Origin of the sequence: Brevundimonas sp., from assembly GCF_051860745.1 — a bacterium.
Lineage (GTDB): Bacteria > Pseudomonadota > Alphaproteobacteria > Caulobacterales > Caulobacteraceae > Brevundimonas.
The window spans coordinates 324,858-337,902 of the sequence record NZ_JBHYDN010000001.1 but is presented as its reverse complement, the minus strand read 5'-3'; the positions used below and the strand labels follow the sequence as shown (position 1 = coordinate 337,902).

Sequence of the window (13,045 nt, the reverse complement as noted above, 5' to 3'; positions counted from 1 at the left end):
TGAGGCGGCGACAAGGCCCCTCGCCCGGCGCGGGTCACATATTCGGATAGTTCGGCCCGCCGCCGCCCTCGGGCGTGGTCCAGACGATGTTCTGGGACGGGTCCTTGATGTCGCAGGTTTTGCAGTGGACGCAGTTCTGGGCGTTGATCTGGAAGCGCGGATTGTTCCCCTGCTCGTCGTACAGAACCTCGTAGACACCCGCCGGGCAGTAGAGACGCGCCGGCTCGCCGTATTCCGGCAGATTGACCCGGATCGGGATCGACGGGTCCAGCAGCTTCAGATGGGCCGGCTGTTCCTCGGCGTGGTTTGTGTTGGAGATGAAGACGGAGGACAGTTTGTCGAACGACAGCTTCCCGTCCGGCTTGGGATAGGCGATCGGCTTGTGTTTCGAAGCCTTTTCGGTCGAGGCGGCGTCGGTCTTGCCGTGCTTCAGGGTCCACGGCAGGTTCACGCGGAACAGGGACGAGAACCACATGTCGAACAGACCCAGCGCCCCGCCCAGCGAGGTACCGAAGCGCGACAGATAGGGTTTGGCGTTCCGGACCTGCTTCAGCTCCTTGTAGACCCAGCTCTTCTCATAGGCGGTCTGGTACTCGATCAGCTGATCGCCCGCGCGCCCGGCCTGCACCGCGTCCCAGGCGGCGTCGGCGGCCAGCATGCCGGTCTTCATGGCGTTGTGGCTGCCCTTGATCCGCGGCACGTTCACGAAGCCGGCCGAACAGCCGATCAGGACGCCGCCGGGGAAGCTGAGCTTCGGCACTGACTGGAAGCCGCCCTCCGTGATCGCCCGCGCGCCGTAGGAGATACGGGTCCCGCCCTCCAGATGCTCGCTGATCGCCGGATGGTGTTTGAAGCGCTGGAACTCGTCGAACGGCGACAGGTGCGGATTTTTGTAGTTCAGGTGCACGACGTAGCCGATGGCCACGTAGCGGTCGCCGAAATGGTACATGAAGCTGCCGCCGCCGGTGAACTCGTCCAGCGGCCAGCCGGTGGTGTGCTGCGCCAGGCCGGGGCGGTGTTTGTCGGCCGGGACCTGCCAGAGCTCTTTCAGGCCGATGCCGAATTTCTGCGGCTGGGCGTCGTCACAAAGATTGTGACGAGCCATGATGGTCTTGGCCAGGGAGCCGCGCACGCCCTCGGCGATGAAGACGTATTTGCCGTGCAGTTCGATGCCCGGCTGGAAGTCATCAGTGGGCTTGCCGTGGCGGTCGATGCCGAAAACGCCGGCGACAACGCCCTTCACCCGGCCCGTCGGTTCATCCCAGACCACATGGCTGGCGGCCATGCCCGGATAGACTTCGACGCCGAGGGCCTCGGCCTGCTCGCCCAGCCAGCGGGCGAGATTGCCCAGCGACGCGATGTAGCAGCCGTCGTTGTGCATCATCGGCGGCAGCAGGGGCATGGGCAGGGAGGCTTGACCCATCGGCCCGAGGATCATGAACCGGTCCTCGGTCACCGGGGTCTCCAGCGGCGCGCCGCGGGCCTTCCAGTCAGGAAACAGTTCGTTCAGCGCCTTCGGATCGATGACGGCGCCGGAGAGGATGTGGCCGCCGATTTCGGCGCTCTTTTCCAGCACGGCGACGGTGACTTCCTTGCCGTCTTTTTCCGCCCGCTGCTTGAGCCGAATGGCGGCGGCGAGGCCCGCGGGGCCGCCGCCGACGATGACGACGTCGTACTCCATCACCTCGCGCTCGACGCCCGCCAAGGCCTCGGCGGGCGGCAGTTTGTCGATCACGGCCTCCTGCCAGGCGTTTGTCGCACCGCCTTCGATGGCATTGTCGGCCATGGCCAGATTTCCTCGTCGTCAGTGGGGTCTTGCTGTTTTCCGCTTATCGGAAGGTGACGCAAGGGTGGTCAAGGACTATCCCTGTGCCGAGCACCATGAGCCCTCATTCACTCGACACCGCCAAAGCCGAAAGCCTGCTCGCCTTCTGGCGCGATGCGGGGGTCGACGCCTGTTTCGAGGACGCGCCCATCGACCGCACGCATGTCGCGCCGCCGCCGGCCGTCAAGGCGGTGGCCAAGGCCACGGCCTCGGTGACGCCGATCATCGCGACCGGCGACGCCCTGTCCGAAGCGCGGCGTCTGGCGGCGGGCGCTGACACGCTGGATGCCCTCGGCCTCGCCATTGCGGGTTTCGAGGGCTGCCCCTTGCGCGGCATGGGCGCGAAACAGGCGGTCTTTTGCCGCGGCAATCCCGAGGCTGAGGTGCTGGTCATCGGCGAAGGCCCCGGCGCCGAAGAAGATGAACGCGGCCAGCCCTTCATCGGCAAGGCCGGGAAACTGCTGGATCGGATGCTGGCCGAGGCGGGACTTGAGGGGCGGGTGTTCATCACCAACACCGTCTTCTGGCGGCCACCCGGCAACCGCACGCCGACGGCGGCGGAACAGGCTGTCTGTGCCCCCTTCGTCGAACGGGCCTTCGCCCTGTTGAAGCCGAAGGCGGTGCTGCTGCTCGGCGCGGCGTCGGCCAAGTCGGTTCTGGCGACCGACGAGGGCATCATGCGGATGCGCGGACAGTGGCGGGAATGGCGGCTGGCGGAGGGTGCGGTGTCCGCTCCCGCCTTGCCGACACTGCACCCGGCCTTCCTGCTGCGGCAGCCCATCGCCAAGCGCGAGGTCTGGGCGGATCTGCTGTCGCTGGCGGCGCGGATCGAGGCGGACGGTTAAGCTCGTTCACCCTTCAGACTCAAAACTGCCCCAAAAAGGGGTGAAATCTTGACTTGGGCCGAGGCAGTGGCGCCTTTCTGGCCTGACGACCGAACGAACAGCGCGAATTGACCCGAGTTGAGACGGGTCGCTCGCCGCTCTCAGGGGGGCCGCCTAAAGTGCGATCTGTTTTCCGCCGCGCGATTTTCGCGCCGACGTTGGCTTTGGCGTTGTGCGCCCTGGCCGGCGCCGTGCACGCCGAGGGGGGTGACCGTCGCCCGCCTTCGACCCTGAGCGCCGCGGACCGCCTCAACTACACCACCGCCTTCGACGCCCTGCGCCGTGGCGACCTGGAAGCCGCCCGCGCCTCGGCGCGGCGGGCCAATGATCGCGTTTTGCTGGGGCAGGTCGAATTCGAGCGTCTGTTCCACGCCGATTATACCGCCACGTTTGAAGAGCTGGCGGCCTGGCTGGAGGAGTATTCGGACCTCCCCGCCGCCGAACGCGCCTGGAATCTGGCCATGCGCCGCCGCCCCGACGGCGCGGCCGAGCCGCGGCAGCCCTCGCGGATGGGTGGCGGACGCTTCTGGAATCGCATCGAAGCCGCCGGCGGAAACACCGAGGCCGATCCGATGAAGGCTGCCCGGGTCGCTCTGAACCGCGACGACCTGACCGGCGCTGTCACGATCGGCGAGCAGATCGGTGACTGGTGGACGGTCGGCCTGGCCCAGTACCGGCTGGGCGAATTCGCCGCCGCCAAGATCGCTTTCGAACGCGTTCTGGATGATCCGACCGAGGACGGCTGGGGCCGTTCCGGCGCCGCCTTCTGGGCCGCGCGTTCGGCGGGACGGTCAGGCCAGCAGGACCGCGTTCAACCGCTGCTGCACCGCGCCGGAACCTGGCCCGCGACCTTCTACGGCCAGATCGCCCTGCGCCAGCTGGGCGAAGAACCGGCGGTCGAGAACCTGGGGCCGACGCCCTATGCCGCCGGGAACCTGCGACGCGCCTCCTACCAGGCCGAGGAGCCCATCGGCGTCGACGCCGACGAGCTGGACGAATTCATCCGCTCCGAGCCCCGCGCGCGTCGCACCGTGGCCTTCTTCGAGATCGGTCGCCGCGCCGATGCCCGCGACGAGCTGCGGACCGGCCTGCGCGCCGCCGTCACCGACCGGGGCCGCCAACTGTGGGCCGCCCTCGGCCGCGCGCTGGGTCCCAGGGTCACCGGCTCGGGCGACGATGTGCGCCGCATCGACGCCACCCACTACGCTCAACCAGTGATCGAGCCGGACGGCGGTTTCACCGTGGAGCGGTCGCTGGTCTACGCCATCGCCCGCAAGGAAACCGGCTTCAACGCCCGCGCCCGTTCAGGCGCCGGCGCCTATGGCCTGATGCAGGTCATGCCCGCGACCGCCGCCGAGCTGACCGGCGACCGGGCCTTCATCAACGATCCCGAGCGGCTGTTCCAGCCCGACGTCAACGCCCGCCTGGGTCAGGCCTATGTGAACCGGGTGCTGGCCCTGCCGGCGATCAATGGTGACCTGCTGCGCGCAGCGGCGTCCTACAACGCCGGGCCCGGCCCCATGGTCACGGCCGTCCGCAAGCTGGGCCAGGACGCCGATCCGCTGCTGCTGATCGAGACGATCGACGTGCCCCAGGCCCGCGAATATGTGGAAAAGGTCGTTGCGGCCTACTGGATCTACCAGCGTATGAACGGGCGTCCGCTGCACACCCTGGACGCCGTGGCCTCGGGCGCGACGTGGATTCCGCTGTCGCTGGACTATGTCGCCCCGCCGCCCGCGCCTGCGCAGCCGGTCGAGGTGGCCTCGGCCCCGACGGCCAGCGCCAACTAGATATTGACCAGCAGCAGGGCCGGCAGGCAGCAGGCGATCACGATCATCAGACCATAGACCATCAGGCTGGGACGGCGTGCTCCGGGCTGTTCGGCGGGCATGGACATCGGCGGACCCCTGAACGCTTCTGCGCTCCTGAAGGCTCAGACATACCGCCGTTGTCTTAAGACCGCGTTCCGCCGGTCGGTTAACGGTCCGACAGCGCCTGCGCCGACCATTCGAGGAAGTCCGGCTGGGCCAGGAGCACGTCGCGATAGGCCGCCGCCGTCCCGTCGTCGCCATAGGCGGCCAGGTCGATCTGGAAATGCCGGAACCGTGTCGCCACCGGGGTGAAGAAGGCGTCGGGCACGGACCATTCGCCGAACAGATACGGCCCGCCGGCGCCGAACCGGCCGCGCATCTCCCGCCACAGGCTGACGATACGGCGGATGTCGCGGTCCACCGCCTTTCCCGTGGGCGACGGTGAACGATCCGGTCCGACCATGGTGTGATCGGGACCCATGCCGCATTCGGTGCGCAGCCCCATGAAGCCGCCATGCATCTCGCAAGCCGCAGAGCGGGCCAGCCAGCGGGCATGGGGATCGGCCGGCCACAACCTCGTCTCCGGATAGCGTTCGGCGCACCAGACCGAGATGGCCATGGAATCCCAGACCGTCACGCCCTCTACCCTGAGCAGAGGCACCAGCCGGGACGGCGAAACCTGTTCCAGTTCGGCCTGACCCTTGGGCGAATAGATGTCGATCTCGCGCACGGTGAAGTCAGCCTTGCACCGCTTCAGCACCAGCCACGGGCGCAACGACCAGGTCGAATACAGCCGGGGCCCAATGATCAATTCCATGGTCGCGCTCCACTAAGGTGAGGTTCACGCATAGGGCGGTTGAGGGCGTCCCGCCAATCAGTTCGGGGCTGTCCGGCACAAGCGGCGCTTGACTCGAAGGCGCCCTCGCCTGACACCCCGCCCCCATGATCAGCCGCTATTCCCGCCCCGCCGCCGTCGCCATCTGGTCCCAGGAGACCAAATACCGGATCTGGTTCGAGATCGAGGCCCATGCCGCCACGAAGATGGCCGAACTGGGCGTGATCCCGGCCGAAGCCGCCGACGCCATCTGGGCCAAGGGCAAGGATGTGGTGTTCGACGCCGACCGCATCGACGAGATCGAGCGCACCACCAAACACGACGTCATCGCCTTCCTGACCCATGTGTCCGAGATCGTCGGCGAGGAAGCCCGCTTCCTGCACCAGGGCATGACGTCCTCGGACGTGCTGGACACCTGTTTCGCGGTCCAGCTGGCGCGGTCGGCCGACCTGTTGATCGAGGGCGTCGATCGCGTTCTGGCGGCGCTTGAAAAGCGCGCCCGCGAGCACAAGCTCACGCCCTGCGTCGGCCGCAGCCACGGCATCCACGCCGAGCCGGTGACCTTCGGCCTCAAGCTGGCCGGTTATCACGCCGAATTCCAGCGCGCGAAACGCCGCTTGCTGACCGCGAAGGAAGAGATCGCCACCTGCGCCATCTCAGGTGCGGTCGGCACTTTCGCCAACGTCGATCCGGCGGTCGAGGCCTATGTCGCCGACAGGATGGGGCTGGCGATCGAGCCCGTCTCGACCCAGGTGATCCCGCGCGACCGCCACGCGGCTTTCTTCGCCACCCTGGGCGTGGTGGCCTCGTCGGTCGAGCGACTGGCGATCGAGATTCGCCACCTGCAGCGTACCGAGGTGCTGGAAGTCGAGGAGTTCTTCGACAAGGGCCAGAAGGGCTCGTCGGCCATGCCGCACAAGCGCAACCCGATCCTGACCGAGAACCTGACCGGACTGGCCCGTCTGGTTCGCTCGGCGGTGGTACCGGCGATGGAGAACGTCGCCCTGTGGCACGAGCGCGACATCAGCCATTCCTCGGTCGAGCGCGGCATCGGTCCGGACGCCACCATCCACCTCGATTTCGCCCTGCATCGTCTGGCCGGCGTGGTCGAACGACTGAACGTCTATCCGGCCAATATGGAGAAGAACCTGAACCTGCTGGGCGGGCTCGTGCATTCGCAGCGCGTCATGCTCGCCCTGACCCAGGCGGGCGTCTCACGCGAGGATGCCTATGCCGCGGTGCAGGAGAACGCCATGAAGGTCTGGCGCGGCGAGGGCCGTTTCCTCGACTTCCTGAAGGCGGACGCGCGCGTGACCCTGCCGGCGGAGCAGCTCGAGGCGCTCTTCGACCTCGGCTATCACACCAAGCACGTGGGCACGGTGTTCGCGCGGGTGTTCGGGACAGCGTGAGCCTCAAACGCGCCTTCGACCCCGTCGTCGACGCGCGCACGCGCCTGCTGATCCTCGGCAGCCTGCCCGGCGACGCCTCGTTGAAGGCGGGGCAGTACTACGGCCACCCGCAGAACGGCTTCTGGCGGCTGGTCGGCGGGGCGATCGGGGGCGATCTCGTCGCCCTGCCCTACCCCGAACGGCTGGAAGCGCTGAAGGCGACGGGCGTGGGTCTGTGGGATGTGATCGCCAGCGCCGAACGACCCGGCAGTCTGGACACCGCCATTCGCAACGCCGAGGCCGCCGATCTGAACCGGCTTGTCGACAGCCTGCCGCTATTGCGGGCCGTAGCCTTCAACGGCGGGACGGCGGCGCGGCTTGGTCGGCGCAGCCTGACGCCGCGACCGGGGCTCCGCCTGATCGACCTGCCCTCATCCAGCCCCGCCTATACCCGGCCGCTGGCGGAAAAGGCGGCGGCCTGGGCTGCTCTGGAGCCACTGCTCCAGGACCGCTGACGGGCTGGAGCGGGACGCGATGCATCCGCCCGGCGCCCCGGCGAGTATTTGTTTGCGCCATCTCATGTCTCGAAGCGCGCCCTCCCGCGCCGAGAGCCGCCGGGCGGCCCCGACCCGGCAAACGAAAGGGCCGCCCGAGAGGGCGGCCCTTTCTGAATTCAGCGTGGGTTCGCGGACTATTCGCCGTTGCGGATCTGCTCGCGCGCCACCGACGACAGCTCGTCCATCTTGCGGCGGATTTCGCCCTCGGAGACAGTCAGGCCGGCCCCTTCCAGGTCCTGGGCGATCTTGCGATAGACGTCTTCCTCGCCGGGCTGTTCGAAGTCGGCCTTGACGATGGCGCGGCCGTATTCCTCGGCGCGATCGGCGTTCAGCCCCATCTTCCCGGCAGCCCAGAGGCCCAGCAGCTTGTTGCGCCGGGCGACCGCCTTGAACTCCTGTTCCTGATCGAGGGCGTATTTGGACTCGAAGCCCTTTTCCCGATCGTCGAAGGTGGTCATGGGTGTTGCAAGGCTCCGTTTGGGCGGCCTGAAAGCACGACCGCGGTCGAGGTGGTCTATAGCCGCCCCATGGCCGAACGCAACCGGAACTCACCGGGTTGCCACACCACGGCGACCGACCTTGCCGCAACGCCGTCAGTTTGTGTCGCGGCGCCGCATCCGCTAAGGGTTCCCGCGACTTTTTCCCGCCCGCCCGATTCCGGATTGAGCCGCCCAGATCTCCATCTGGTCGCGCGATAGCCGTTTCCGTCGTGCCCCGCCCGGACCAACCATGATGAACGTCAAGCGCAAGAAGATTTACGAGGGCAAGGCCAAGATCCTTTACGAAGGACCGGAACCCGGCACTCTGATCCAGTATTTCAAGGACGACGCCACCGCCTTCAACGGCGAAAAGAAGGCCCAACTGGAAGGCAAGGGCGTCATCAACAACCGCATCAGCGAATTCATCATGTCGCGCCTGAACGGCATCGGCGTGACCAACCACTTCATCAAGCGGCTGAACCTGCGCGAGCAGCTGATCCGCGAAGTCGAGATCATCCCCCTGGAGGTCGTGTGCCGCAACATCGTCGCCGGTTCGATGAGCCAGCGGCTGGGCATCGACGAGGGCACGCCCCTGCCCCGCTCGATCATCGAATTCTATCTGAAGAAGGATGAGCTCAACGACCCGATGGTCACCGAAGAGCACATCACCGCCTTCAACTGGGCCACGACCCAGGAGCTGGACGACATCCTGGCGATGACGGTCCGGGTCAACGACTATCTGTCGGGCATGTTCGGCGCCGTCGGCATCACCCTGGTCGACTTCAAGATCGAGTTCGGCCGGGTGTGGGAGAACGACTTCTCGCGCGTGTTGCTGGCCGACGAGATCAGTCCGGATTCCTGCCGCCTGTGGGACACCAATACGGGCGAGAAGCTGGACAAGGACCGCTTCCGCCGCGATCTGGGCAATGTCATTGAAAGCTACACCGAGGTGGCCCGCCGCCTCGGCATCATGAAGGATATGCCGACCGTGATTCAGGGGGGACTGCACTGATGGCCAAGGTCAAGGTTCACGTCTTCCTCAAGCCCGGCGTGCTCGACGTTCAGGGCAAGGCTGTCGAGGGCGCGCTGCACGGCCTCGGCTGGGCCGATGTGTCCAACGCCCGCGTCGGCAAGATGATTGAGTTCGACCTCGGCGACGGAGTCGAAGACAAGGCGGCCGAGGTCAAACGCATGTGCGAGACCCTGCTGGCTAACACCGTGATCGAAAGCTACCGCATCGAGGTCGCGTGAAGCGGCTGATCCAGTTCTCGGTCGCGGCCTTCGTTCTGGTCGGCGTGCTGATCTTCGCTGCGGCTCTGGCGGGCGGCCTGACCGACGACTCGGCCTTCACCCCCGCGGCGAAGGTATCGGCCCACTAGCGACGCGCACCGCGATCGTGCGTTAGGGTCAGTCCAGCCGCAGCGAGGAGCGCTCCATGGCCTTCACCGTCACCTCCACGGGTTTCACCGACGGCGGCTCCCTGCCCGACGCCCAGGTTCACGCCAAAGGCAACCGCTCGCCGCAGCTCAGCTGGTCTGGCGCGCCCGAGGAGACGAAGAGCTTCGCCGTCACCTGTTTCGACCCCGACGCACCGACCGGCTCGGGCTTCTGGCACTGGACCGTAGCCAACATCCCCGCCGATGTGGCCGAATTGGCCGAGGGGGCCTCGCCCGCCGGCCTGCCCAAGGGGGCTGTCGAGGGCCGGACCGATTTCGGCGAGCCGGGCTTCGGCGGCGCCGCACCGCCGCCCGGACATGGACCACACCGCTACACCTTCACCGTCTTCGCCGTGGACACGGAGCGGCTCGACGTGACGCCGAACAACTCGGGAGCCGTGTTCGGCTTCAACCTGCATTTCCACACCCTGGCGAAGGCCTCCATCGCGGGCGTGTACGAGAACCGCGGCTGAGCACGGCCGGAACCGGAGGGGCGACATGAGACACATCATTCAGGCAGTCGCGGCAGGCGCGTTTCTTCTCGCCGGAACAGCTTCGGCCGCGGCCCAGGAAGCGCCAGCGACGACCGCGGCCCCAGCGGCGACGCCCGCCGGCATTCCGCTGGACAGCCCTTGGCGGCGCACGGTGTACGAACAGGCGAACACCCACCTCCGGCACCCGAGCTGGGGCGTGCGTCACTCCGAGCGCAACTATGTGCTGGGGATGACCCTCGCGGAGGCCGAGGGGCTGAACGTCGATGCAGACGTCCTGTTCGCCGCGGCCTTCCTGCATGACTGGGGCGGTATCGAACCGTTCGCCAGTCGCGGGGTCGACCATGCCGTGCGTTCGGTCGAGCTGGCCGAACCCTTCCTGACCGACGCCGGCTTCCCGATGGAGAAATTCCCGGCCGTCCGCGCCGCGATTCTGGGACACATGTACGACAAGGAGCCGGAGGGGTCCGAAGCGGTCGTCCTGCACGACGCCGACGCGCTGGATTTCCTTGGCGCCCTCGGCGCCGCGCGCCTGCTGGCGGCGACCGCCGACCGGCCGGACTACGATCAGGCGCTGGGGCGGATCAAGCGATTCGCCGTCGACATCCCGCCCCGCCTCAAGACCGCCGCGGCCCGGGACATGGCCACGCAGCGCATCGCGGTAATGACCGATTTCCTCGCCGAGGTGCGGCGTGAGACGCCCGAGGGCGCCAGACCCTGACATGACCGACAAACCCTGCTAAACGCCCGCGCCATGAGCGCAGCCGTCATCGTCTTCCCGGGTTCCAATTGCGATCGCGATTGCAAGGTCGCCATCGAACGCTCGACCGGCGAGCAGGTCGAAATGGTCTGGCACCAGGAGACGGAACTGCCGTCGGGCCTCGATCTGATCGTCCTGCCGGGCGGCTTCTCCTACGGGGACTATCTGCGCTGCGGAGCCATGGCGGCGCAGTCGCCCGTCATGCACGCGGTGAAGAAGGCCGCCGACGACGGCGTGGCCGTGGTCGGCATCTGCAACGGCTTCCAGATCCTGTGCGAGGCCGGAATGCTGCCGGGCGCCCTGCTGCGGAACGTGGGGCTGAAATACGTCTGCAAGCCGATCGCCCTGACTGTCGCCAACGGCCAGACCCGTTTCACCGCCGGCTATCAGGGCCAGCGCGAGGTGGTGATGACCCAGGGCAATGGCGACGGAAACTATTTCGCTGACGCCGAGACCCTGGCCCGGATCGAGGGCGAGGGGCAGGTGGTGTTCCGGTATGTCGACAACCCCAACGGCTCGGTCGCCGATATCGCCGGCCTGCAGAACGCGCGCGGCAATGTGCTGGGCCTGATGCCCCACCCGGACCGGGCTTTCGAGGAAGAACTGGGCTCCGCCGACGGTGCGACCCTGTTCCGCAGCGTCTTCGCCGCCGCCTGAGGCCGTCTGCGGACTTGACCTGACGCCTCGGGTCAGTCGATCTCCGGGGACGTAGTCCGGGGGCCGACCGATGTTCATGAGCGAACGCCAGAAAATGATCTCGGGCCTGCCGTATAATCCCGGCGATCCCGAGCTTCAGGCCGACCAGACCGCCGCCAAACAATGGATGGCGCGCTACAACGCCGCCATGGCCGCCAGTCCCGCAGAGCGCCGCGATCTCCTTCGCCAGAGGATGGGCGAGGTCGGCGAAGGCGCGATCATCCGCCCGCCGTTCCACTGCGACTATGGCTACAACATCCGGCTGGGCCGCGGCGTCTTCATGAATTTCAACTGCGTCGTGCTGGACATCTGCGAGGTCGAGATCGGCGACCAGACGCAGATCGGTCCGGGGGTGCAGATCCTGACCGCCGACCACCCGCGCGATCCGGTCCAGCGGGCCGAAGGCATCGAGTTCGGCCGGCCGGTCACCATCGGAAAGAACGCCTGGATCGGCGGCGGAGCCATCATCCTGCCGGGGGTCACTATCGGCGACGACGCGGTGATCGGCGCTGGATCGGTAGTGACAGGGGACGTACCCGAAGGGGCGACCGCCGTCGGAAACCCGGCACGGGTAAAGTCCTAGACCCCCCAGGCCTGACCGCCGGCGCCATAGCCGTCCACGGCCTGGAACAAGGCCGAGACCAGCGCCCGCTCCTCGTCGCTCAGTTCCGGCTTCCAGACGTCGAAGATCAGAATGGTGCGGTCCAGACCGCTGTCGTTCGCGGCCTCATGCTCGATGGTGTCGTCAAAGGCCCAGGCCTGACCCTCGCGCCAGTCGCGCGTGTCATTGCCGACGCGGAAGCGGCTGCCGGGCGGCGCGATCAGGGGCAGATGGCAGATCAGCCGGGTGTTGATCAGGCCGTGATGAGGCGGGATGCGCGCGCCGGCCTTCAGCTTCGAGAACAGGATCGACGGCGTCCGTCCGGGCACCCGGCACAGGGGGACCTCGGCCAAGGCCGCCAGCGTACGAGGGCAGCGCCGGGCGATCTCGGGCTGTTCCTCGCCATCCTTCCACAGAAACAGGGCGCTCCAGTCGGCGTTGGACATCATGCCTACGGCGTCCCGGTTGGGTCGGTCGGCGCGCGGTTCGACATAAGGGCGGAACAACTCGGGTTCGGCCAGCAGAGCCTCCAGCTCGGAGCGAATCTCAGCCGCTGCCGCCTCGACTCCCGCCAGCCAGGGCAGGGTTTCGCGCGGCTGGAACTGGATCTGCGGCAGACCGGGAAACAGGTAGAAGCACGGCTCCTGCTGGTACAGCCGCTTGCGCCCCGCCATCAGGTCCAGAGACAGGGCGAACCGGTCGCTGGAGGTCGCCGCATCGAAACCGGCGCCGGCGAGGCTGGTCGTCAGATGGGCCTCGAACCGCTGGGCCTGGGCCTGAACGGCGGCCTGGGCGCGGCGCAGGTCAGCGATCACTCCGGGCGCCAGGCCATTGCCGTCGCCCGCCGTGCGCAGGGCGGAGCTGTAGAAGCTCGCGGCGGCCCGGCTGTCGCCCAGCCCCGCGAGAGCATCGCCCTTGGCGATCAGCGCCCTCAGGTCGTGCGGATTGTTCGCCAGCCCCCGATCTGCGGCTTCGAGGTCTATGCGGTGGCCCTGTTCCGTCGTCGGCATTCGACAATCGGAGAGGGGTAAGCCGGGTCCGTCAAGGCGAAAGCGTCAGATTACTCCGTCCCGGGTCCGTGCATCGCCTTGGCCGGCGTCTCCACGGCCGACGGACTGGTCGAGTCCGTCAGGGTCTGCGCCGCCACCTCCGCCGGGACTCTCGACCCCGGACGCCTCCGCGTCGCGCCCGGCTGTTGGATCGCGTGGGGCGGCGGAGTCGGGATTTTCAAGTCCGGAGACTCCGCCGTCGGGCGAGCCGGTCCGGGGCGGGCGATTGGGGT

At 67.5% G+C, this 13,045-nt stretch carries 15 protein-coding genes; 11 read left to right on the top strand and 4 right to left on the bottom strand.

Features of this window, described 5'->3' with window-relative positions; translation table 11 throughout:
- Positions 1–34: 34 nt before the first annotated feature.
- A complete protein-coding gene (locus tag ACTIEW_RS01670; protein WP_439476307.1) occupies positions 35–1,681 on the bottom strand; it encodes an electron transfer flavoprotein-ubiquinone oxidoreductase in 1,647 nt (548 codons plus the stop codon).
- A 200-nt stretch (positions 1,682–1,881) separates the two neighbouring features.
- On the opposite strand from ACTIEW_RS01670, the gene ACTIEW_RS01665 reads away from it, so the two are divergent.
- Together ACTIEW_RS01665 and ACTIEW_RS01660 are read left to right on the top strand one after the other, a co-directional pair.
- On the top strand, positions 1,882–2,670 hold the full coding sequence (locus ACTIEW_RS01665; protein WP_439476165.1) for a uracil-DNA glycosylase: 789 nt from the start codon (positions 1,882–1,884) through the stop codon (positions 2,668–2,670).
- Positions 2,671–2,828: 158 nt separating this feature from the next.
- A complete protein-coding gene (locus ACTIEW_RS01660) occupies positions 2,829–4,499 on the top strand; it encodes a lytic transglycosylase domain-containing protein (RefSeq protein ID WP_439476164.1) in 1,671 nt (556 codons plus the stop codon).
- 187 nt (positions 4,500–4,686) lie between these two features.
- Here the strand turns inward: ACTIEW_RS01660 and ACTIEW_RS01655 are convergent, their stop codons facing one another.
- Positions 4,687–5,337, bottom strand: a complete 651-nt coding sequence (locus ACTIEW_RS01655; RefSeq protein ID WP_439476163.1) for a glutathione S-transferase — start codon at positions 5,335–5,337, stop codon at positions 4,687–4,689.
- Between the two features lie 125 nt (positions 5,338–5,462).
- Here ACTIEW_RS01655 and purB point away from each other — a divergent pair, with 125 nt between their 5' ends.
- Complete coding sequence (gene purB / locus ACTIEW_RS01650; RefSeq protein ID WP_439476162.1) at positions 5,463–6,764, top strand: adenylosuccinate lyase; 1,302 nt, start codon at positions 5,463–5,465, stop codon at positions 6,762–6,764.
- Complete coding sequence (locus tag ACTIEW_RS01645) at positions 6,761–7,258, top strand: DNA-deoxyinosine glycosylase (RefSeq protein ID WP_439476161.1); 498 nt, start codon at positions 6,761–6,763, stop codon at positions 7,256–7,258. Before purB ends, ACTIEW_RS01645 begins: the two co-directional genes overlap by 4 nt.
- Before the next feature lie 176 nt (positions 7,259–7,434).
- Here the strand turns inward: ACTIEW_RS01645 and ACTIEW_RS01640 are convergent, their stop codons facing one another.
- Positions 7,435–7,758 carry a DUF1476 domain-containing protein gene (locus ACTIEW_RS01640; RefSeq protein ID WP_439476160.1) on the bottom strand — a complete coding sequence of 108 codons (324 nt, stop codon included), beginning with the start codon at positions 7,756–7,758 and terminating at the stop codon, positions 7,435–7,437.
- 274 nt (positions 7,759–8,032) lie between these two features.
- Here ACTIEW_RS01640 and purC point away from each other — a divergent pair, with 274 nt between their 5' ends.
- The 7 genes from purC to ACTIEW_RS01605 all read left to right on the top strand — a co-directional run bounded on the left by purC (position 8,033) and on the right by ACTIEW_RS01605 (position 11,745).
- Positions 8,033–8,791: a phosphoribosylaminoimidazolesuccinocarboxamide synthase gene (purC, locus tag ACTIEW_RS01635; RefSeq protein WP_439476306.1), complete on the top strand. Its 759-nt coding sequence runs from the start codon at positions 8,033–8,035 to the stop codon at positions 8,789–8,791.
- A complete protein-coding gene (gene purS / locus ACTIEW_RS01630; RefSeq protein WP_439476159.1) occupies positions 8,791–9,030 on the top strand; it encodes a phosphoribosylformylglycinamidine synthase subunit PurS in 240 nt (79 codons plus the stop codon). The genes purC and purS overlap by 1 nt, the downstream gene beginning before the upstream one ends.
- Positions 9,027–9,158 carry a hypothetical protein gene (locus tag ACTIEW_RS01625; RefSeq protein WP_439476158.1) on the top strand — a complete coding sequence of 44 codons (132 nt, stop codon included), beginning with the start codon at positions 9,027–9,029 and terminating at the stop codon, positions 9,156–9,158. Before purS ends, ACTIEW_RS01625 begins: the two co-directional genes overlap by 4 nt.
- A 56-nt stretch (positions 9,159–9,214) precedes the next feature.
- Positions 9,215–9,688 (top strand): YbhB/YbcL family Raf kinase inhibitor-like protein, encoded by a 474-nt coding sequence (locus ACTIEW_RS01620; protein WP_439476157.1) that lies wholly within the window; start codon positions 9,215–9,217, stop codon positions 9,686–9,688.
- 25 nt (positions 9,689–9,713) lie between these two features.
- On the top strand, positions 9,714–10,427 hold the full coding sequence (locus ACTIEW_RS01615; RefSeq protein WP_439476156.1) for an HD domain-containing protein: 714 nt from the start codon (positions 9,714–9,716) through the stop codon (positions 10,425–10,427).
- A gap of 33 nt (positions 10,428–10,460) precedes the next feature.
- Entirely contained in the window at positions 10,461–11,123 is a 663-nt protein-coding gene (purQ, locus tag ACTIEW_RS01610; RefSeq protein ID WP_439476155.1) for a phosphoribosylformylglycinamidine synthase subunit PurQ, read from the top strand.
- A gap of 76 nt (positions 11,124–11,199) precedes the next feature.
- Positions 11,200–11,745, top strand: coding sequence for a sugar O-acetyltransferase (locus tag ACTIEW_RS01605; protein ID WP_439476154.1), 546 nt, complete (start codon positions 11,200–11,202; stop codon positions 11,743–11,745).
- Here the strand turns inward: ACTIEW_RS01605 and ACTIEW_RS01600 are convergent.
- On the bottom strand, positions 11,742–12,773 hold the full coding sequence (locus ACTIEW_RS01600; RefSeq protein ID WP_439476153.1) for an aspartyl/asparaginyl beta-hydroxylase domain-containing protein: 1,032 nt from the start codon (positions 12,771–12,773) through the stop codon (positions 11,742–11,744). The two genes, ACTIEW_RS01605 and ACTIEW_RS01600, sit on opposite strands and share 4 nt — an antisense overlap.
- Positions 12,774–13,045: the final 272 nt, after the last annotated feature.

Bases quoted from the DNA above. Each gene is read 5' to 3' on its own strand.
- ACTIEW_RS01655 (WP_439476163.1), bottom strand. From the start codon at position 5,337: ATGGAATTGATCATTGGGCCCCGGCTGTATTCGACCTGGTCGTTGCGC.
- ACTIEW_RS01620 (WP_439476157.1), top strand. From the start codon at position 9,215: ATGGCCTTCACCGTCACCTCCACGGGTTTCACCGACGGCGGCTCCCTG.
- ACTIEW_RS01670 (WP_439476307.1), bottom strand. From the start codon at position 1,681: ATGGAGTACGACGTCGTCATCGTCGGCGGCGGCCCCGCGGGCCTCGCC.
- ACTIEW_RS01640 (WP_439476160.1), bottom strand. From the start codon at position 7,758: ATGACCACCTTCGACGATCGGGAAAAGGGCTTCGAGTCCAAATACGCC.
- purB (WP_439476162.1), top strand. From the start codon at position 5,463: ATGATCAGCCGCTATTCCCGCCCCGCCGCCGTCGCCATCTGGTCCCAG.
- purQ (WP_439476155.1), top strand. From the start codon at position 10,461: ATGAGCGCAGCCGTCATCGTCTTCCCGGGTTCCAATTGCGATCGCGAT.
- ACTIEW_RS01615 (WP_439476156.1), top strand. From the start codon at position 9,714: ATGAGACACATCATTCAGGCAGTCGCGGCAGGCGCGTTTCTTCTCGCC.
- ACTIEW_RS01605 (WP_439476154.1), top strand. From the start codon at position 11,200: ATGAGCGAACGCCAGAAAATGATCTCGGGCCTGCCGTATAATCCCGGC.
- purS (WP_439476159.1), top strand. From the start codon at position 8,791: ATGGCCAAGGTCAAGGTTCACGTCTTCCTCAAGCCCGGCGTGCTCGAC.
- ACTIEW_RS01600 (WP_439476153.1), bottom strand. From the start codon at position 12,773: ATGCCGACGACGGAACAGGGCCACCGCATAGACCTCGAAGCCGCAGAT.
- ACTIEW_RS01665 (WP_439476165.1), top strand. From the start codon at position 1,882: ATGAGCCCTCATTCACTCGACACCGCCAAAGCCGAAAGCCTGCTCGCC.
- purC (WP_439476306.1), top strand. From the start codon at position 8,033: ATGAACGTCAAGCGCAAGAAGATTTACGAGGGCAAGGCCAAGATCCTT.